At 43.8% G+C, this 19,489-nt stretch carries 17 protein-coding genes; 5 read left to right on the top strand and 12 right to left on the bottom strand.

What is annotated here, in order from left to right:
* Positions 1-8 precede the first annotated feature (8 nt).
* The 4 genes from A3CY_RS0105955 to nuoE are packed head-to-tail and all read left to right on the top strand — an operon-like array spanning position 9 to position 4,550.
* A complete protein-coding gene (locus tag A3CY_RS0105955; RefSeq protein WP_018336994.1) occupies positions 9-407 on the top strand; it encodes a (2Fe-2S) ferredoxin domain-containing protein in 399 nt (132 codons plus the stop codon).
* 26 nt (positions 408-433) lie between these two features.
* Positions 434-2,224 (top strand): NADH-quinone oxidoreductase subunit NuoF, encoded by a 1,791-nt coding sequence (locus A3CY_RS0105960; RefSeq protein ID WP_018336995.1) that lies wholly within the window; start codon positions 434-436, stop codon positions 2,222-2,224.
* 59 nt (positions 2,225-2,283) lie between these two features.
* Positions 2,284-4,056 carry an NADH-dependent [FeFe] hydrogenase, group A6 gene (locus A3CY_RS0105965; RefSeq protein ID WP_018336996.1) on the top strand — a complete coding sequence of 591 codons (1,773 nt, stop codon included), beginning with the start codon at positions 2,284-2,286 and terminating at the stop codon, positions 4,054-4,056.
* A gap of 17 nt (positions 4,057-4,073) precedes the next feature.
* A complete protein-coding gene (nuoE, locus tag A3CY_RS0105970; protein ID WP_018336997.1) occupies positions 4,074-4,550 on the top strand; it encodes an NADH-quinone oxidoreductase subunit NuoE in 477 nt (158 codons plus the stop codon).
* A gap of 104 nt (positions 4,551-4,654) precedes the next feature.
* Here the strand turns inward: nuoE and A3CY_RS0105975 are convergent, their stop codons facing one another.
* Positions 4,655-5,800: a hybrid sensor histidine kinase/response regulator gene (locus A3CY_RS0105975; protein WP_026207361.1), complete on the bottom strand. Its 1,146-nt coding sequence runs from the start codon at positions 5,798-5,800 to the stop codon at positions 4,655-4,657.
* A gap of 123 nt (positions 5,801-5,923) precedes the next feature.
* Between A3CY_RS0105975 and A3CY_RS0105980 the strand changes: the two genes are divergently transcribed.
* The gene (locus A3CY_RS0105980; protein WP_026207362.1) at positions 5,924-6,289 is read left to right on the top strand and encodes a response regulator; all 366 of its coding nucleotides are present in this window, start codon (positions 5,924-5,926) and stop codon (positions 6,287-6,289) included.
* 93 nt (positions 6,290-6,382) lie between these two features.
* Here A3CY_RS0105980 and A3CY_RS0105985 read toward each other — a convergent pair whose 3' ends face one another.
* From A3CY_RS0105985 to A3CY_RS0106035, 11 genes are all read right to left on the bottom strand, one after another.
* Positions 6,383-7,993 carry an ABC-F family ATP-binding cassette domain-containing protein gene (locus tag A3CY_RS0105985; RefSeq protein ID WP_018337000.1) on the bottom strand — a complete coding sequence of 537 codons (1,611 nt, stop codon included), beginning with the start codon at positions 7,991-7,993 and terminating at the stop codon, positions 6,383-6,385.
* A gap of 38 nt (positions 7,994-8,031) precedes the next feature.
* Positions 8,032-8,886, bottom strand: coding sequence for a dTDP-4-dehydrorhamnose reductase (gene rfbD, locus A3CY_RS0105990; RefSeq protein WP_018337001.1), 855 nt, complete (start codon positions 8,884-8,886; stop codon positions 8,032-8,034).
* Positions 8,887-8,906: 20 nt separating this feature from the next.
* Positions 8,907-10,844, bottom strand: a complete 1,938-nt coding sequence (locus tag A3CY_RS0105995) for a polysaccharide biosynthesis protein (protein WP_018337002.1) — start codon at positions 10,842-10,844, stop codon at positions 8,907-8,909.
* Between the two features lie 11 nt (positions 10,845-10,855).
* Positions 10,856-11,401: a dTDP-4-dehydrorhamnose 3,5-epimerase gene (gene rfbC / locus A3CY_RS0106000; protein WP_018337003.1), complete on the bottom strand. Its 546-nt coding sequence runs from the start codon at positions 11,399-11,401 to the stop codon at positions 10,856-10,858.
* 12 nt (positions 11,402-11,413) lie between these two features.
* Complete coding sequence (rfbB, locus tag A3CY_RS0106005) at positions 11,414-12,466, bottom strand: dTDP-glucose 4,6-dehydratase (RefSeq protein ID WP_018337004.1); 1,053 nt, start codon at positions 12,464-12,466, stop codon at positions 11,414-11,416.
* Between the two features lie 57 nt (positions 12,467-12,523).
* Positions 12,524-13,396, bottom strand: a complete 873-nt coding sequence (rfbA, locus tag A3CY_RS0106010) for a glucose-1-phosphate thymidylyltransferase RfbA (RefSeq protein ID WP_018337005.1) — start codon at positions 13,394-13,396, stop codon at positions 12,524-12,526.
* Positions 13,397-13,430: 34 nt separating this feature from the next.
* Positions 13,431-14,720 carry a nucleotide sugar dehydrogenase gene (locus A3CY_RS0106015; protein ID WP_018337006.1) on the bottom strand — a complete coding sequence of 430 codons (1,290 nt, stop codon included), beginning with the start codon at positions 14,718-14,720 and terminating at the stop codon, positions 13,431-13,433.
* Positions 14,721-14,754: 34 nt separating this feature from the next.
* Positions 14,755-15,150: a WbuC family cupin fold metalloprotein gene (locus tag A3CY_RS0106020; protein WP_026207363.1), complete on the bottom strand. Its 396-nt coding sequence runs from the start codon at positions 15,148-15,150 to the stop codon at positions 14,755-14,757.
* A gap of 46 nt (positions 15,151-15,196) precedes the next feature.
* On the bottom strand, positions 15,197-16,168 hold the full coding sequence (locus A3CY_RS0106025) for a Gfo/Idh/MocA family oxidoreductase (RefSeq protein WP_018337008.1): 972 nt from the start codon (positions 16,166-16,168) through the stop codon (positions 15,197-15,199).
* A 217-nt stretch (positions 16,169-16,385) separates the two neighbouring features.
* Positions 16,386-19,037, bottom strand: a complete 2,652-nt coding sequence (locus A3CY_RS20355) for an alpha/beta hydrolase family protein (protein ID WP_018337009.1) — start codon at positions 19,035-19,037, stop codon at positions 16,386-16,388.
* A gap of 5 nt (positions 19,038-19,042) precedes the next feature.
* The gene (locus A3CY_RS0106035) at positions 19,043-19,447 is read right to left on the bottom strand and encodes a lipocalin family protein (protein ID WP_018337010.1); all 405 of its coding nucleotides are present in this window, start codon (positions 19,445-19,447) and stop codon (positions 19,043-19,045) included.
* Between the last annotated feature and the right edge of the window lie 42 nt (positions 19,448-19,489).

Raw genomic sequence — 19,489 nt, forward strand, 5'->3', positions numbered from 1 at the left:
CATTTAAAATGGAAAAAATCAAATCACTTGCAGACCTTAAACGCATTAAGGAAAACGTACAGACGAAGATCGATCTTCGTGAAAAAAGCGAACAAGTGGAGAGCTTGGTTCAAATTAAAGTAGCCATGGCAACTTGCGGTATCGCCGCGGGAAGTAAAGAAACCATGAATTATTTTATCGAGAACCTGGAGAAAAACGGTATCGTTGCTGTCGTTACCCAAACGGGATGTATGGGGTATTGCTATGCGGAACCAACAGTTGAAATTACCAAACCGGGAAAAGACCCCATCGTTTTCGGGCACGTTACCACCGAAAGAGCGGAAGAAATCATTCAAAAATATTTAAAGAATGACGAACTGGTGGCTGACATCATTCCGGTAAATTTTGATACAATCAAAGACAGATAGAACAACTAATCAAAACCCGAATATCTATGAGTTATAAAATGCATGTCCTCGTTTGTGGTGGAACGGGATGTAGAGCATCTGCCAGCCAACAGATCATTACCCGGCTGGAAGAAAGTTTAAGAGAGAAAAACCTGGAGGACGAAGTTCAAGTCATCGCGACCGGTTGTTTCGGTTTTTGCGAGAAAGGACCGATCGTGAAAATCATGCCAGACAACACCTTCTACGTGCAGGTGAAGCCCGAGGATGCCGAAGAGATCGTGAATGAACACGTTATCAAAGGAAGAAAAGTAGAGAGATTATTATACAAAGACCCGGAGAAAAAAGAAGCCGTGAGCGATTCCAAGCACATGGGATTCTACAAGAAACAACTTCGTATCGCCTTACGCAATTGCGGATTTATCAATCCCGAGAATATCGAGGAATATATCGCTCGTGACGGGTATTCCGCCCTGGCAAAATGTATCACCGAACTGAAACCGGAAGAGGTGATCCAGGAAATCAAATTATCCGGTTTACGCGGTCGTGGAGGCGGCGGTTTCCCTACCGGATTGAAATGGGAATTTGCCAGCAAATACCAAGCTGACCAAAAATACGTGGTTTGTAATGCCGACGAGGGCGACCCAGGGGCATTCATGGACCGTTCTATCATGGAGGGTGACCCTCATTCCGTGATAGAAGCAATGGCAATCTGCGGTTACAGTATCGGGGCTACCAAAGGTTTGGTGTATATCCGTGCAGAATACCCGCTTGCTATCCAACGTTTGAAAATTGCGATCCAACAAGCAAAAGAATATGGCTTGTTAGGACAAAATATTTTCGGTACCGATTTCACTTTTGACATCGAACTACGCTACGGGGCGGGAGCTTTCGTGTGTGGAGAGGAAACCGCATTGATCCATTCCATGGAAGGACACCGCGGGGAACCGACCATGAAACCGCCTTTCCCGGCAGAATCAGGTTACCTGAATCGCCCGACCAACGTGAACAACGTGGAAACATTGGCAAATATCCCGGCTATCATCATGAAGGGAGCCAACTGGTTCAACAAAATCGGAACGGAACGCTCCAAGGGAACAAAAGTATTCGCTCTCGCCGGAAAGATCAACAACGTGGGACTTATCGAAGTACCCATGGGAACGACTTTACGGGAAGTTATTTACGAGATCGGTGGCGGTATCAAGAATGACAAAAAATTCAAAGCAGTACAAACAGGAGGTCCTTCAGGCGGTTGCTTGACAGAGAAACACCTCGATGTGCCTATCGACTTCGATAACTTGTTGGCATCCGGTTCTATGATGGGATCAGGTGGTATGATCGTTATGGACGAGGACGACTGTATGGTATCCGTGGCTAAATTCTACCTGGAATTTACCGTGGAAGAATCTTGCGGTAAATGTACGCCTTGCCGTGTTGGAAACAAACGCTTGCACGAGATTCTGGACAAAATCACTCAAGGAAAAGGAACCATGGAAGACCTCGACACGCTGCGAAACCTCAGCCGCGTAATCAAGGATACAGCGCTTTGCGGATTGGGACAAACTTCCCCGAACCCGGTACTGTCGACTATTGATAACTTCTATGACGAATATCTAGCTCACATTAAGGACAAAAAATGCCCGGCAGGGAAATGTAAGGCATTATTGATGTACCACATCGATCCGGAACTGTGTATCGGCTGTGGCTTGTGCGCACGCAACTGTCCGGTGGACGCTATCGTGGGAGAACGAAAAGAACCACATTTCATCAATACCGCAAAATGTATCAAGTGTGGCGCTTGTATGGAGAAATGTAAGTTCAAAGCGGTTAGCACGAGATAATTGAGAATTGAAAATTGAAAATTGCTTAGGCAACCTGCTAAGCCAAGGAGATTTTAAAGATGGAAAATAATATAACACTAAAAATAGATAACCGAGAAATCAGCGTTCCCAAGGGAACCACGATTCTTGAAGCAGCCCGGGAACTGGGTATCGACATACCCACCCTTTGCTACATGAACCTGAAAGATTTATGCATCAAAAACGCCCCGGCATCCTGCCGTATCTGCGTGGTTGAGGTGGAAGGCAGAAAGAACCTGGCTCCCTCTTGCGCCACCCGGTGCGAGAATAATATGGTGGTACGTACCAATACTATGCGCGTGTTGAACGCACGTCGGGTCGTGTTGGAATTGATGTTATCCGACCACCCATCAGATTGTTTGGTATGTGCCAAATCCGGAAATTGCGAATTACAAGACACCGCAATCAAACTAGGTATCCGGGAAATTCCTTTCGCCGGAGAGAAATCAGAATTCAAAGTAGATTTATCCCCCTCTATCCGCAGGGATGCCTCCAAATGTATTTACTGCCGCCGTTGCGAGATGATGTGTAACGACGTACAAACTGTCGGTGCACTGGGTGCCGTAAATCGCGGATTCTCATCCGTAGTAATGCCCGCTTTCGACGAAGCGTTGATTGACTCCGAATGTACATTCTGCGGACAGTGCGTTGCCGTATGCCCAGTGGGCGCATTGACAGAATTATCACACACGAATCGATTGATTAACGATTTGGCAAACCCAAGCAAGACCGTGATCGTTCAGACAGCACCAGCCGTGCGTGCCGCTTTAGGCGAAGAGTTCGGTTTACCGGCAGGGACATCTGTAACCGGGAAAATGGTTGCCGCTTTACGTCAATTAGGCTTCGCTAAAGTATTCGATACCGATTTCGCTGCCGACTTAACCATCATGGAGGAAGGTACCGAATTACTGGGACGTCTGAATGCATTCCTGAATGGCGACAAGGAGGTGAAATTACCTATTATCACGTCATGCTGCCCGGGTTGGGTGAACTTCTTCGAGAAACAATTCCCCGATTTACTGGACAGACCGTCAAGCGCACGTTCACCGCAACAAATGTTCGGGGCGATTGCCAAAACTTACTGGGCAGAAAAAATGGGTATCAAACGTGAAGATTTGATCGTGGTATCCGTGATGCCTTGTTTAGCTAAGAAATTTGAAAGCGAACGTGACGAATTCAAAACAAACGGCGACCCGGATGTAAATTACTCTATTTCCACCCGCGAATTAGCTGCCTTGATTAAAGAAACGAACATCAACTTCATGCAATTGCCCGATGAGGACTTCGACGCACCATTAGGAGAATCTACGGGCGCCGCAGTAATCTTCGGAGCATCGGGAGGTGTGATGGAAGCAGCTTTGCGTACCGCTTACGAGATTCAGACAGGAAAAACGCTGGAAAACGTAGACTTCGAGGGAGTTCGAGGTATCGAGAATTTGAAAGAAGCGACTATCGACGTGGACGGTTTCGAGTTGAAAGTAGCCGTTGCCCATAGCTTGGGAACCGCCCGCAAACTCATGAATGAACTTCGTGCAGGAACCTGCAAATACCACGCTATCGAGGTTATGGCTTGTCCCGGCGGATGTATCGGTGGCGGCGGTCAACCGTTCCATCACGGAGATTCCGCTCGCATAAAAGCCCGCGCGAAAGCTCTTTACACGGAAGACGCGGAGAAAAGTTTCAGGAAATCGCACGAGAATCCTTACATCGTTTCGTTGTACGAGGAATTCTTGGGTAAACCCATGAGCGAGAGAGCACATCATTTATTGCACACGTGCTATTTCAACAGAGGAAAAGAGATTATTGAACAATAATTATTCGGAATATCATTATGACACAAATATCATTAGCAAAGTGCAAAGTTGACCAGCTGGTAAAACTGTGTGAAGAGTTCGGGAACCAAGAGGGAGAGTTAATCAACGTCCTACACAAAGCACAAGAATTAGTTGGCTACCTTCCGAGAGAAGTACAGGAAGTAATTGCTCGTCAACTAAATATACCCGTTTCAAAAGTGTACGGGGTTGTAACCTTCTATTCTTTCTTCACCATGACCCCAAAAGGGGAACACCCGATTTCCGTGTGCATGGGTACCGCTTGTTATGTACGCGGCGCAGAGAAAGTGCTGGATGAATTCAAACGAGTTTTGAAAATCAACGTTGGAGAAACTACCCCTGACGGGAAATTCTCTCTTACCAGTTTACGTTGCGTGGGTGCTTGCGGGCTCGCTCCGGTTGTACTAATCGGAGAAAAAGTATACGGACGGGTAACACCCGGAGAAGTAGAGAAGATTCTAAAAGAATTTAACTAAAATAGAAACGGGCGATCGATTGATCGCCCGTTTTATTTTTAAAGTATAGTTCAAACAATTTGTCGTTACACAACAACCTGCAAGTGATTTTACCATAGGTAAAATCACTTTATGGGAAGAGAAAAACTGAAATTAGAACCGACTCCATACTGGGAAGTAAACCAAAGTCGACCGTGATTCTTCACCACGAAGTCTTTACACAACAGTAATCCCAAACCTGAACCCTCTTCACTATTCGTTCCGAAAGTCGTGAAATGAGTCGCCTCATTCAACAACTTAGGCTGATCCTCCTCTTTTATACCGCATCCCTTATCGGAAACTGTCACTACCACTTCTTTGTCCACGTTGCCCTCCCCTACCCTGACCTCAACATGAGTCGTGATTATCGTATCTTTATTACTGAATTTTATCGCATTAGAAATCAAATTACGCACGACAGACTTAATCATCTCTATATCCACCACAACCTCAACATTATTCACGCTATGCTCCAATGCCAAATTGATTGACTTACTCTCCGCTATTGGATTAAACACCTCAATCACCCCCTCGACAAGCCCCACGAGATCCACCGGTTGAGGCACATTCGACAATTTGCCCAACTGGCTCTTGGTCCATTTCAACAGGTTATCCAGCAACGAGAATACTTCCTCCGAAGTCTTATTCGCCATTTCCAACATCTCAAAAACATCCGCGGGAACTGATCCCGGCTCAATGCTCATCATAATAGTATTACACAACATCTTGATCGATGCCATAGGCGAACGCAAATCATGAGCGATAACCGAATAAAGTTTATCCCGCCCGGCAATAGTCTTTCGCAGTTCTTCCGTCTGGCGCAAAATAATACGACGAGCATCTACCAAAGAGAGTTGATGTTCCACACGTATCAATAATTCTTCCCGGCGAAAGGGTTTAGAAATAAAATCATTCGCCCCGAGTTGAAATCCCTTCACAACACTGGCAGAATCATTCAAAGCTGTTAAAAATATAATAGGAATCTCCGCTTGTGGCGGCTCCACTTTCAAACGTCCAGCCACTTCAAAACCGTCCATATCAGGCATCATGACATCCAACAGGATCAAATCCGGGGACTCGTCTTTCACCTTTTCCAACGCTTCTGTCCCATTCATGGCGTAAATGATATTAAACCCCTCACGTCCAAGCAATGCTTTTAACAACAAAACATTTGACTGAACATCATCCACTACAAGTATTTTATATTCAGCTGGATTTATCTTCATACACATCGTATTATTTAATAACGCACGTAATTACAGCTACAAATGTACAAACTATAATTCACAAAAAAAAACGCTACATCGTAGCAATATTATATATTTGCAAGCATAAAGAGAAGGAGAGCGTTCGTTATGAATAAAAGTATTTTGATTGTCGATAATAAACCCGAGATCACAAAGGTTGTCATGATACAGTTATCTAAAGATTACGAAGTACATTCGGAAGGCAACCCAATTGAGGCTTTGGCATGGATGTATGCCGGGAATGTTCCGGACTTGATTATATCGGATATTAATATGCCGGAAATGGATGGCAAAACATTTTTGAAACATCTGAAAGCTAGTTCGAGGTTCAACTTTATTCCCGTGATTATTCTATCCTGTTTGGAGAGTAGCACTAACCGAATCGAATTACTGGAAGCTGGAGCTTCTGACTTTTTACTAAAGCCTTTTAATCCACGAGAATTAAAAACCAGAGTACGGAATCTATTGAAATAACAAAGTGCTATATCACAAAATGCAAATAAAATACCCGAAAGCAATACTACACTATATCACTTTCGGGTATTTATAAAAAATTGATTTATAAAATCAATACATTTGATTCAGTTGTTCCTTGATCTTTTCGTTGGTGATATAATCATCAAACTCCATTCGCTTATCTATCATACCCGTGGGTGTCAATTCTATGATTCGGTTACACACCGTTTGTATGATCTCGTGGTCATGAGAGTTCATCAAAACAACCCCTTTGAACGCCACCAAAGTATTGTTAAATGCCTGTATAGATTCCAAATCCAAATGATTCGCGGGAGAGTCCAGAACTAGAACATTAGCGTTTGTCAACATCATTTTAGCTATCATACAACGCATTTTCTCTCCTCCGGATAAAACCTTGACTCTTTTGTATATATCTTCACCCGAGAAAAGCATCTTCCCGAGAAAACCTCTCAAGAAAGTTTCGCTCGTGTCCGCGGAATATTGTCCCAGCCATTCCACTAGTGTCATATCCGTCTGGAAATATGCGGAATTATCCAATGGTAAATAAGCATTCGTGATTGTCACTCCCCACGTGAAACTGCCCGAATCCGGCTTATCATTACCTGTTATGATCTCTAGCAAGGCGGTCATAGCTCTAGGATCTCTAGACAAGAAGGCAATCTTATCTCCCTTCTCCACGGTAAATTCGACATCCTTGAACAAAACCTGTCCCTCCACGGTCTTACTTAAATTCCGCACATCCAAAATTCGGTCACCCACTTCCCGTTCCGGGGTAAAAATAATTCCCGGGTATTTACGTGTTGAAGGTAATATTTCCTCTACATTCAGTTTCTCCAACATTTTCTTACGGCTAGTTGTCTGCTTTGATTTAGCCACATTAGCACTGAAACGGGATATAAATTCCTGCAACTCTTTCCTTTTCTCTTCAGCTTTCTTGTTCTTAGCCTGAGCCTGACGCAATGCTAACTGACTCGACTCATACCAGAAACTATAGTTTCCCGCAAACATCTGAATCTTACCAAAATCGATATCCACGGAATGAGTACAAACAGCATCCAGGAAGTGGCGGTCATGCGATACGACCAACACGGTATTCTCGTAATTTGCCAAATAATTCTCCAACCACATCACCGTCTCCAAGTCCAAGTCGTTCGTGGGCTCGTCTAATAACAAATTATCCGGCTTACCAAACAATGCTTGTGCCAACAACACCCGCACTTTTTGCTTACCGCTTATATCTTTCATTAACGAATAATGCAAATTCTCTTTGATCCCCAACCCACTCAACAAATTGGCAGCATCGCTCTCCGCATTCCAACCATCCATCGCCGCAAATTGTTCTTCCAACTCTGCCGCCCGAATGCCATCCGCATCGGAGAAATCTTCTTTCATGTAAATAGCATTCTTCTCTTGCATCACTTTCCACAAGGCGGAATGCCCTTGCAACACGGTATCCAATACCGTACTCTCGTCATAAGCGAAGTGATCTTGTTTCAACACAGACAATCGTTCTCCGGGTCCGAACATCACGGAACCCCGAGTCGGGTCTAAATCCCCGCTTAAAATCCTCAAAAAAGTAGATTTCCCGGCACCGTTAGCACCTATCACCCCATAACAATTCCCTGGAGTAAACTTCAAATTCACATCCCGGAACAATGTCCTTTTCCCAAATTGAATCTCTAAATCCGAAACTGTAATCATTATTTATCTTTTTCTAAAAACGCCCGCAAAGGTACGCGTTAAAAAGTTGCCATGCAACTTTTTAATGCATCTCTCCAATCCCGGATTTCCAATTCAAAAGTATTTTTAATCTTTGTTTTATCAAGAACAGAGTACGCGGGTCGTTTTGCTTTAACCGGATATTCATCAGTAGTTACCGGATTTACTTTACAATCTGCCCCGGTAATAGCAACAATCTCTTTTGCAAAATCATACCAAGTACATACCCCTTCATTCGTGAAATGGTAGATTCCTTCCCATTCGGGCAAGTCTTCATTCTCCATAATCTTGATAATCGCCTCCGCCAGATCACCTGCATATGTCGGTGTACCCCACTGGTCATTCACCACGTTTATCTCATCCCGTTCATTTGCCAAACGGGCTATTGTTTTCACGAAATTGTGACCATAAGCGGAATATAACCATGCCGTACGAATAATAATATACATACATCCCGATTTTTTTATCGCCTCTTCTCCCTCCAATTTCGTCCGCCCGTACACAGTTTGCGGATTAGTTGCACTCTTCTCTATATAGGGTTGTTCTGCCGTCCCGTCAAACACGTAATCTGTTGAAATATGCAGAAACAAGCAATCATACTTCATCGCGGCATTTGCCAAATTAGCCACGGCATCCCGGTTCACTTTGGCAGCACGTGCTTCATCTTCCTCAGCCTGATCTACCGCAGTATATGCCGCACAGTTAATGATCGTGTCTATTTCATGTGTTTCAATAAATGAGGACACCGCTTTCTCACTCGTGATATCCAACTCCTCCACGTCCGTGTAAAACACGTCATCCAACAACGAAAAACTTCTATTCCTTAATTCAGTTCCCAGTTGCCCGTTCGCTCCTGTTACTAATATATTAGCCATAACCCTTCCTATTTTAGATTTTATTTTTTATCAAACATCTCGAATTCCGAATTTTTACTAATGAACTCCGGTACAATATTCTTCATCATCTTCACCATTTCCGGAATATTCACCAAAGCAGCCAATTCATTCAGTTTATTAAGTTCCTTGACAACTTCCGAATAATTATATTCCCGTACTTTAGCCACTCGAATTTTGTTATGTGCTGTTGGTAAAGTATTTTCCTTGTTACTTAGTAATTCCTCGTACAATTTCTCCCCCGGTCTTAACCCCGTGTAGATAATAGAAATATCCTTATCCGGATCAAAGCCTGACAACTCAATCATTTTTCTCGCCATATCGGCAATCTTGACCGGACGCCCCATCTCGAATATATATATTTCTCCACCTTTCCCCATGATTCCCGCTTCCATCACCAATCGGCAAGCCTCGGGAATTGTCATGAAATAACGAATAATATCCGGATGAGTCACGGTTACAGGTCCCCCGTTACGAATCTGCTCACGAAATCTCGGGATAACCGATCCGTTAGACCCCAACACATTGCCAAATCTTGTCGTGATAAAACGAGTAACCCCCTCATGCACTCCATCACGAATAGCGACGCTCAGGCTTTGCACGTAAATCTCAGCCAAACGCTTGGAAGCCCCCATCACGTTCGTGGGATTCACGGCTTTGTCCGTTGAAACCATAACAAACTGCTCCACACCATAACGAACGGCATGGTCTGCCACGTTCATCGTTCCGTACACGTTGACCCGCACCGCCTCACAAGGATTCAATTCCATCAAAGGCACGTGTTTATATGCCGCCGCATGAAATACAACCTGAGGATGATAATTCCGGAACACGAAATCCACCCGCTCCCGTGACCTCACGTCACCGATCACAGGCACAAAATGCACCTTAGGAAATTTATCCGTGAATTCCAATTGGATATTATGCATCGGTGTTTCTGCCGAATCAAAAAAGACCAACTGCTTTATATTGAAACGTGTCAATTGACGACATAACTCACTTCCGATTGACCCGGCAGCACCTGTTACCATCACAACCTTACCGTCTAATCCTTCACCGATCTCCTTCATGCTGATTTTAATCTCATCACGACCCAATAATTCCTCCAAACGAATCTCTTTCATTTGAGGACGAGGTAATTGACCGTCATTTACTTCTTCCACTGACGGCAAAACCAACATTTCCAACCCCAACTTTTGGCAATAACTAACTAATCGTTTTTGTTCTTCCTGCGCTTTTTGATAATTAGGAAACACAATCCCATCTATTCTCAAACGCTTCACCAAACGAGTAAAAGAATCCTCTCCCATCACGAAATAAACGTATTCTCCCGACAACCGGTAATGCTTGTATCGTTTCCCAATAGTCAGATACCCGGTTACCTTATAAGAAGGCAAAAAACTATTGGATACGGCATTACTCAAAGAGGCACTACAATCATCCATTCCATAAATCAACACCCTCTTTTGTCCCCCGTTTACTCGTACTTTCAAATAATCGTACACGGTTACCAGTAACACGCGGACAGAAACTAATGCCACCGTTGTAGTCATCATATCCAGTATTCCACCAAAAATCAAACGCCAACCGGAAATCTCAGGGTATATCTCATGTACCAAAGGATACAATACAATAACCTTCAACAACATGGCTACTCCCAGACGCCACGTCTCCCGCAAGGTCGTAAAACGCATTACCATACGGTGCGAATGCAATACGGCAAACGACAATGCACTGATTATTGCAGAAAAAACAGCCAGCCAGCCAACAACAGACCAGATTATAGGTTCTTCTCTCACGAAACGTACGAACCAATAGGCAAAAACCGTCACTCCAGTTGACAACATGACATCGCCTCCCATGACAATCCAACGACTAAGATAACGCATATGAACGATCTTTGTCGCTAATCCCTTCGGTCCAAATAAAAAATTCTTCATTCTATCCTCTTTTACAACAATACTGCATCCTTAAATCCCGGATGCTTCTTATCCTTTTCGGATAAAATAATATCCTCTGTTGGAATTTTCCAATCAATACCTAATACCGGATCATCATAGCGTACAGCCGCTTCATGCCCAGGGGCGTAAAACTCGTCACATTTATATTGAAATATCACTTCATCACTCAGCACCACGAAACCGTGTGCAAATCCTTTCGGAATGAAATACATCCGCTTGTTCTCTTCGCTCAACTCCACTGCCACGTGTTTTCCAAGGGTGGGAGAATCTTTTCGCATATCCACAGCCACATCCAAGACTTTACCTTTCACGACCCTTACCAACTTTGCCTGCGTGTAAGGAGGCAATTGATAATGCAATCCTCTCAATACCCCGTATTTGGATTTCGATTCATTATCCTGCACGAAATGAACTTCACTCACGTTCTCGTCAAACCATTTTGCGGAATAACTCTCGAAAAAATACCCGCGTTCATCTCCAAACACTTGCGGTTCAATAATAACCGCCCCCTCTATTTCCGTTTTTATTACCCTCATTGTAATTTTCCTCTACTGGTTATACATTTCCTTGTAATAATTCATATACTCACCACTAGTTACGTTATCCAGCCAATCTTGGTTATCCAGATACCATTTCACAGTTTTTTCAATACCTTCCTCGAACTGCAAAGAGGGTTCCCATCCCAATTCTTTATGCAGTTTTGTGGAGTCTATGGCATAACGCAAATCATGTCCGGCACGATCAGTCACGTAAGTAATCAGTTTCTCGGAAGAGCCTTCCGGACGTCCCAAAAGACGATCCGTTACTTTAATCATTACCTTGATCAAATCAATATTCTTCCATTCGTTGAAACCTCCAATATTATACGTATCTCCGACTTTCCCCTTGTGGAATATCAAATCAATAGCACGAGCATGATCTTCCACGAACAACCAATCCCGCACGTTCTCACCTTTCCCGTACACCGGAAGTGGTTTATTATGACGTATATTATTAATAAATAAAGGTATCAATTTCTCCGGGAATTGATAAGTCCCGTAATTGTTCGAACAATTGGAAATCTTCACGGGCATCCCGTATGTGTCATGAAAAGCCCGCACGAAATGGTCGGAAGATGCTTTCGATGCCGAGTACGGGGAATGGGGATCATATTTCGTCGTCTCCAAGAAGAAACCGCCATCCGATTGCAATGAACCGTATACCTCATCTGTCGATACATGATAAAATAATTTGTCGTCAAAGTTCCCGTCCCATGCTAATTTAGCCGCTTGCAGCAAACTCAAAGTCCCCATCACATTCGTCTGTGCAAAAGAAAATGGATCTCGGATCGAACGATCCACATGGCTCTCTGCCGCCAAATGTATTACTCCGTCAATCTGGTAATCTGAAAAAATCTCACGTATCCGCTCGAAATCACAAATATCTGCTTTTACAAATACATAGTTCGGCTTGTTTTCCACATCTTTCAAATTCGCAAGATTTCCCGCGTAAGTCAACTTATCCAAATTCACGATACGGTATTCCGGATATTTATTCACCATTAGTCTGACCAAATGCGAACCAATAAACCCGGCACCGCCGGTTATTAAAATATTCTTCATTAGCTATAACAATTTATTTTTAATAATACGACACACGCAACCAAAAACTTGTTGAAACTACTGGAGTAGTTTCAACAAATATTGTCCGTATTGATTTTTGATCATAGGTTGGGCTAACTCCTTTAACTGCTCTACTTCAATCCATCCTTTGCGATAAGCGATTTCTTCCAGGCAGGCAATTTTCAATCCTTGGCGTTTCTCGATTACCTCGACAAAAGTAGATGCCTCAGCCAATGAATCGTGAGTACCTGTATCCAACCACGCAAAGCCACGCCCCAATAACTGTACTTTCAAATCCCCTTTTTCCAAAAAAACCTGGTTCACGGAAGTAATTTCCAACTCTCCGCGGGCAGACGGTTTAATATTCTTTGCCACTTGTATCACCTCATTCGGGTAAAAATACAACCCCACCACTGCGTAATTGGACTTCGGCTCTTTCGGCTTTTCCACGATACTCAACACATTCCCGTCTTTATCAAACTCGGCAACCCCGTACCGCTCCGGGTCATTCACCCAGTAACCGAATACGGTAGCTTTATTTTCAACTTCCGCGTGTTTCACGGCATCCAACAACATTCCCGTGAAATGTTGCCCGTAAAAAATATTATCCCCTAACACCAAACACACCGAATCATTCCCGACGAATTCCTCGCCGATGATAAATGCTTGTGCTAACCCATCCGGGCTGGGTTGTTCGGCATAAGTAAAATGCACCCCATAATCGGAGCCATCACCTAATAAACGCTTAAATCCCGATAAATCCTGGGGTGTAGAAATAATTAAAATATCCCTGATTCCTGCCAGCATTAACACTGAAATAGGATAATACACCATTGGCTTGTCATATATCGGCAATAATTGCTTCGATACGCCTTTGGTAATTGGATATAACCTGGTCCCGGATCCACCGGCTAATACAATTCCTTTCATATCTTCTATTTATGACGCGAAGTTATCATTTTATTTATAGGCTCCAGTATTTCAATTGATGAATTTTTCCCCTATAAATACCTTTTACATCTCCAAGCACCGCATGCTCGTATGTCAGTCCCTGAAAATACATCTCGTCCAAGTCGAGATACTCCATGTGGGAAACGGCTACAATAACCGCATCATAATTAGCTCTCGGTTGCTCGATTAACGGGAATCCATATTCCCGAATCACCTCTTCCGGATCCGCATGCGGGTCAGTAACATCCACGTCTACCCCGAAATCTTTCAACTCGTTCACAATATCTACCACCTTCGAATTCCGGATATCCGACACATTTTCCTTAAACGTGATTCCCATTACCAGCACCCTTGCGCCCAAAATATTCTTACCCATGGCAATCATTCGTTTCACAATTTTCTTGGCGATATACCCGCCCATAGAATCGTTCACGAACCGCCCGGCATTAATCATCTGCGGATGATACTTCAATTCTTTCGCTTTATGTACCAAATAATACGGATCGACACCAATACAATGCCCCCCAACCAAACCGGGATAGAACTTCAAAAAATTCCATTTTGTTCCCGCAGCTTCCAACACATCATACGTGTTGATACCAATACGGCTGCAAATAATGGACAATTCGTTCATTAAAGCTATATTCACGTCCCGTTGCGTATTCTCGATAATCTTTCCCGCCTCTGCCACTTTGATGTTGGGGGCACGATGTACACCCGGCTTCACCACCAACTCGTATACCTTTGCCACCGTTTCCAATGTTTCGGCATCACAGCCAGAAACAATCTTCACCGTGTTTGCCAACGTGTGTACCTTATCCCCGGGATTAATTCGCTCCGGAGAATATCCTATCTTGAAATCCACACCCGCCCGTAACCCGGAAACCTCTTCCAACACGGGTACACAATCCTCCTCCGTACATCCGGGATACACGGTAGATTCATATACCACGTAATCTCCTTTTTTCAAAGCTTTTCCCACGGTACGGGAAGCCGCCAATAAAGGAGTCAGATCCGGTTGATTAAAACGATCTATCGGTGTCGGAACCGCCACGATAAAAAACGAAGCCTCCCTCAACACATCCACCGAAGCCGTGAACTCGATATCGCTACCTTCAAAAGCTTCCACTTCCAATTCTCCGCTAGGGTCTATATGATTCCGCATCTTCGCCAAACGCTCCTCACTTATATCAAAACCTATCACGGAAATTTTTTTCGCAAATTCCAAAGCAATCGGCAACCCCACGTATCCCAAACCGATCAGTGCCAACTTCGCCTCTTTGTTTATCAATTTATTGTACATAAATACGCATCTAAAATCATCAATTCAAAATCCGTCAATCTAACCGATCTTTTGGCTCGATTGGCATATAAGGTCCGTCTTTCACTTCAAAAATCACGGTATCTTTCTCCACAACTTCCAACGTGTGCCATTGCCCGGCTGGAATATGAATACCGTAATTTCCTTCCGACGGGTCGAGTTCTACCTCCTCTGTTACCCGCTTGTCGTCATCATAGAAAAACACTCGGATTCTACCCCTCAACACGATATAGGTTTCGGCTGTCATACAATGCCTATGCACGGGCAATTCAGTTCCCGGCTCCAAAGCATTAAGCAAGCGTTGCGCCTTCGCATCCAGTGAATCATGAAAATTGTAATTCATGCGTAAACGCTCACTCTCCCTCGCCTGCCGGGACACTTCATCCAATAATTCATTATCTATTACTTTCATCGTCATTTTTAATCACTAAATCGTCAATCTCTAAATCACTAAATTATCAACGGTTCCACCCGAACGGATGTTTTGCCAAAGGCAATTTCGCCAACGGATGATAATCCCCCTTCAACCCTATTGGCGTAGCGTGCCGGATGTCATGCACGATACCAATACAATTTCGGGCTTCCTCTATACGAAAACCCTCACCCGCCAAAATGTGGCGATAGCTCTCCGTGTGCAATTCCGTGAATCCTTGGCTAAACTCGAATTCTTCACCCTCTATCTGAATTGAACGGAACGTCCGTTTCTCGCCCTCCACGGCATTCTCCGGTAAATTATCGGCATTTATACTCAGAAAATACCGCACACGGGCTTTTTCCAACCCGAGAAAACCCGCTACTCGATCATGACTCATCACATGCACGATATTTTCCTTCACCGGACCGAATATCCATGACAACATATCGTAGAAATGCACCCCGATATTCGTAGCCACCCCTCCACTCTTACGCTCGTCACCTTTCCAACTCGTGTAATACCAATTTCCCCGGGACGTAATATACGTCAAGTCCACGTCGTACACTTTATCTTTAGGTCCCTCGTCAATCTTTTTTTTCAGCGCCTTGATCGAATCATGCAAACGCAACTGCAAAATCGTGTATCCCTTATGCCCAGTCTCCCGTTCCACCTCTTCCAATGCATCAATATTCCACGGGTTCAACACCAGAGGCTTCTCGCAAATCACGTCTGCTCCTAATCGCAAACCGTAACGAATATGCGCATCATGCAAATAATTCGGAGTGCAAATAGCCACCATGTCTACCCGGCTCGTCGTCTTTTTCAACTTGGAACAATGGCGGTCGAACAACTCCATCTCCGTGAAAAACGAGCAATCCGGAAAATAACTATCCATGATTCCCACACTATCAAACTTATCATACGCCGCTACCAAACGATTTTCGGTATCTTTAATCGCACGCAGATGCCTGGGAGCGATATACCCGGCAACTCCGAATATTGCAAAATTCTTCATAATCTACTTTTATATTTATGCTATCCGCCTCATATTAAATTAGGACTTTCAAAGTTATAACTTTAATAAGTTTCTTCAAACTAAACCAAAGAATTTGAAATAAAATAATCTCTTTTTACCCAAAGACCTCTCCAATCACAAGAATCCCGGATCATAATCACAAAAAAATCCATGCCTTATGGCATGGACACCAACGATATTGTCATAAATGTATTCATTAAAAATCATATTTTTGATCGTACCCCCGTTCGTGAATATTAATTCCTTCTTTCATCCACCGGGGCATTGGTTCTTCCTTGAGATAATGGTTAAAGAATTGTTCCAACCGTATCGTCCAATCCTTCTGTGCCGGACGAGCACCCAAAAAATGCCCTTCCCCGACATAATTCAACATCCATGCCGGACGTTGCAAACGCCGCAAGGCAAGAAAAAGATTCCTGCCATCATAATAAGACACCGCTCCGTCCTTATCGCAATGAAAAATTAATGCTGGGGTATGTATCCGGTCGGCAAACAACAATGGAGAATTTTCAATATATCCATCCAAATTCTCCCAAAGAGTCGTCCCCATGCGACACTGCCAATCCTCATACATCAACATACAGGGGATTCCGCTCTCCTCTCGAATTCCTGTATAAACAGACGTCAAATTAATCAAAGCAGCCCCGATATTCACGCAAGTAAACATATTTGTTCTCGTCACTAGGTACGCAGCCTGGAATCCCGACCAACTATGCCCCTGCAACCCAACTCGTTTCGGATCGATAATTCCTCTATCAATCAGAGCTTTCGTCCCGCTCACCACGGCATCATAAGAACTCTTACCCGGGTTACCGATTTCAAAATAAACATCCGGCTGAAACACGATATACCCCTTGCTGACATATGTTGGGATATCAATCATCGCGTGACTCAAGCCGGGCACGGGATGAATGTGCATCTCGGGTGTATGGGTTTCATAAAAAGTTACGATAGTCGGGTAACTCTTATTTTTATCGTAATCATCCGGCAAATAAAGCAACCCTTGATTGGTTTTCCCGGCATAATTCGTCCATTCTACCTGCTGCATGGTCCCCCACTTGTAATCTGCACGTTGCGGATTCACGTTTGTGATCTTCCGCATCTTCCGGAACGAGGCATCAGCAATCCATAAATCTCGATCCTCTTGGTAATTCTGCCTCGTGCATAATAATGTTTTCCCATCCGTGGATTGTTGAGAGATCGTCAGCATAAAAGCCCCCTCAATCTGCGGGGTCAATTTTCCGGACGGAGATAACGTCCAAACACCTGTATTTTTTGTTGTCCAGTCCGTCGACATAACACGACACTCCCCCTTCACATCAACACGTACAATATCCCAATCGATATTGAACAGCCGAAATATCGTATTACGCTTACGCCCTTCTTCCTTTGTCCAGCAATACGTATCCGTGGCACCCGACAAATCCACCACCCAAATATCAAAACGATCATAAACGATCAATTGTTTACCATCCGTACTCCATCCCGCAATACCGTAAGAAGGTGCTGGATTCGGACGATCGTATAATTCATCATACAAAGGATATGGAATCTCATCCGCAAGTACCTTACGGGTAAAAGTTCCCGGTTCCAATATCACCCACGAACGTTTGTTATTATCATAGTAAAGTAAATAATCCCCGTTCGGACTCCAATACACCCGCCGAGTCAAAGCCTCCGCCACCAAACGATGTTCCGCGGTGGCCAAATTTACAAGATAAAGATCAAAACGAGCGTCATGCAACCAGTCCCGCTTATCCAAATAAGGCGTTTCATCCTTCTCGTAAGCATAAGTAGGTTGATCCGTTTCTGCCATATATAACTCCGGGTGTCCCGCTTCACAAAGTTGGAAACATTTGCCATTCGTTGCGTCTGACATAAATTTCTCGGGAGTCAACTTTTGGGGACGGTACCCACTGATCGCTTGTTGCGAAGGAATTACGGGATCATTCCAACTCCAAAGTTCAAGAGTAAAACTCTCATCTTTCTTGCCCTTGGGCTTTGCAGCTTGCGCTTTCTTTCGCTTCTCGAACATAACACGTTTCGAAGTTCCCAATTGACGCACTGACCGCGTATCGATATTCATCTCTCCGATCTTATCGTTATTGAGCAATTCTTCAACAAGCTTCGTCTTCAACGAAAACGTGTAATATCCCTTCTCTCCTTCTTTCCCATCAAAAGAAAATCCCCCATCTAGTCCCCACTCGTTAAAGTAAAAATGATCCAACCGTTTCGTGTTATCCCGATAAATACACTCGTACTTACCCGCCTTATTCCGAGAGCCGAAATAAATCACATGACTATCGGCTTCTCGTTTTAAATAAACAATTTTCCAATCCTTATCATACAAATAATAAGTCCCCACACCCGTCAGCATCAAACTATCCTTCGCTTCAAGACCTTTCACGACCAACGTATCGTTCGTTTGGTAAGCAACAAGAGGAATTTCCGGATTAAGTTCCATACCTTCCCGTAATGGAATCTCTTTACTATTCCGCAAACAACGAGCCACACGAATCACATCGTCACCCGTCGACTTATCGTAAGCAATCCACTCCCCGCCAGCAAAAAACTCGGGAGTATCCGAACACTCCAAAGTACTCGTTCTCCCGGTTTTCACTTCATAGAAATAATAAATATTCCGAGTAACCTCGTTTGCCGCATCATTATCGAAATACATATACCTGTACAAAACCCACTTTCCGTCGGGAGACAATTTATAACTATCCACCCGCCGCCACTTCTGATAAGCTTCCTCATCTAACTCCTTCCTCTGGGAATAACAGGAAAAAGAAACTAAAAACACATGAATAAAACTTAGAATAACGATATATGATAAACGGCACATAATTCTTACTTTTCAGGGGTTACTCGGTCTTTAATTACTTTAGTATTCAAGTACAAGAATGCAATACGGGGAGGACCGGCAGTCACTAGCAAAGACAAACTGTCCGCATTCAATTGATCGATCTTCTCTTTAGTCAGATATTCTTCTCTCGTTCCATCTTCCTCGATACTCTCGCCTTTAATGATCAAATACCCCTCTTGAATCTCCCAAGTTTTCAAATCCAAAGTCGGAATGTTTATACTCTCGCAAACGCCCCCCTTCTTAAAGCGAAAACCCTTCAATTCACCCGTGGACTGATACGTGTAAGGATTGCACCATTCACCAAGGAGTTTCTTTTCCATTTCCTTCTGGGGGTCAGTAGCACACGCCAGACACAACAGCGCCAGACCGATGTAGATTAAATTCTTCATGTTTCTAAATTTTAATTTTACATTTTACTTTTAATACACGTC

Source organism: Butyricimonas synergistica DSM 23225, assembly GCF_000379665.1.
GTDB classification, from domain to species: domain Bacteria; phylum Bacteroidota; class Bacteroidia; order Bacteroidales; family Marinifilaceae; genus Butyricimonas; species Butyricimonas synergistica.

What these genes read in the sequence shown, in the direction of transcription:
- A3CY_RS0105955 (WP_018336994.1), top strand. Translation starts at nt 9, where the DNA reads ATGGAAAAAATCAAATCACTTGCAGACCTTAAACGCATTAAGGAAAAC.
- A3CY_RS0105960 (WP_018336995.1), top strand. Translation starts at nt 434, where the DNA reads ATGAGTTATAAAATGCATGTCCTCGTTTGTGGTGGAACGGGATGTAGA.
- rfbA (WP_018337005.1), bottom strand. Translation starts at nt 13,396, where the DNA reads ATGAAAGGAATTGTATTAGCCGGTGGATCCGGGACCAGGTTATATCCA.
- rfbC (WP_018337003.1), bottom strand. Translation starts at nt 11,401, where the DNA reads ATGAGGGTAATAAAAACGGAAATAGAGGGGGCGGTTATTATTGAACCG.
- A3CY_RS0105965 (WP_018336996.1), top strand. Translation starts at nt 2,284, where the DNA reads ATGGAAAATAATATAACACTAAAAATAGATAACCGAGAAATCAGCGTT.
- rfbB (WP_018337004.1), bottom strand. Translation starts at nt 12,466, where the DNA reads ATGAAGAATATTTTAATAACCGGCGGTGCCGGGTTTATTGGTTCGCAT.
- rfbD (WP_018337001.1), bottom strand. Translation starts at nt 8,886, where the DNA reads ATGGCTAATATATTAGTAACAGGAGCGAACGGGCAACTGGGAACTGAA.
- A3CY_RS0105980 (WP_026207362.1), top strand. Translation starts at nt 5,924, where the DNA reads ATGAATAAAAGTATTTTGATTGTCGATAATAAACCCGAGATCACAAAG.
- A3CY_RS0105985 (WP_018337000.1), bottom strand. Translation starts at nt 7,993, where the DNA reads ATGATTACAGTTTCGGATTTAGAGATTCAATTTGGGAAAAGGACATTG.
- A3CY_RS0105995 (WP_018337002.1), bottom strand. Translation starts at nt 10,844, where the DNA reads ATGAAGAATTTTTTATTTGGACCGAAGGGATTAGCGACAAAGATCGTT.
- A3CY_RS0106035 (WP_018337010.1), bottom strand. Translation starts at nt 19,447, where the DNA reads ATGAAGAATTTAATCTACATCGGTCTGGCGCTGTTGTGTCTGGCGTGT.
- nuoE (WP_018336997.1), top strand. Translation starts at nt 4,074, where the DNA reads ATGACACAAATATCATTAGCAAAGTGCAAAGTTGACCAGCTGGTAAAA.
- A3CY_RS0106015 (WP_018337006.1), bottom strand. Translation starts at nt 14,720, where the DNA reads ATGTACAATAAATTGATAAACAAAGAGGCGAAGTTGGCACTGATCGGT.
- A3CY_RS0106025 (WP_018337008.1), bottom strand. Translation starts at nt 16,168, where the DNA reads ATGAAGAATTTTGCAATATTCGGAGTTGCCGGGTATATCGCTCCCAGG.
- A3CY_RS20355 (WP_018337009.1), bottom strand. Translation starts at nt 19,037, where the DNA reads ATGTGCCGTTTATCATATATCGTTATTCTAAGTTTTATTCATGTGTTT.
- A3CY_RS0105975 (WP_026207361.1), bottom strand. Translation starts at nt 5,800, where the DNA reads ATGTGTATGAAGATAAATCCAGCTGAATATAAAATACTTGTAGTGGAT.
- A3CY_RS0106020 (WP_026207363.1), bottom strand. Translation starts at nt 15,150, where the DNA reads ATGAAAGTAATAGATAATGAATTATTGGATGAAGTGTCCCGGCAGGCG.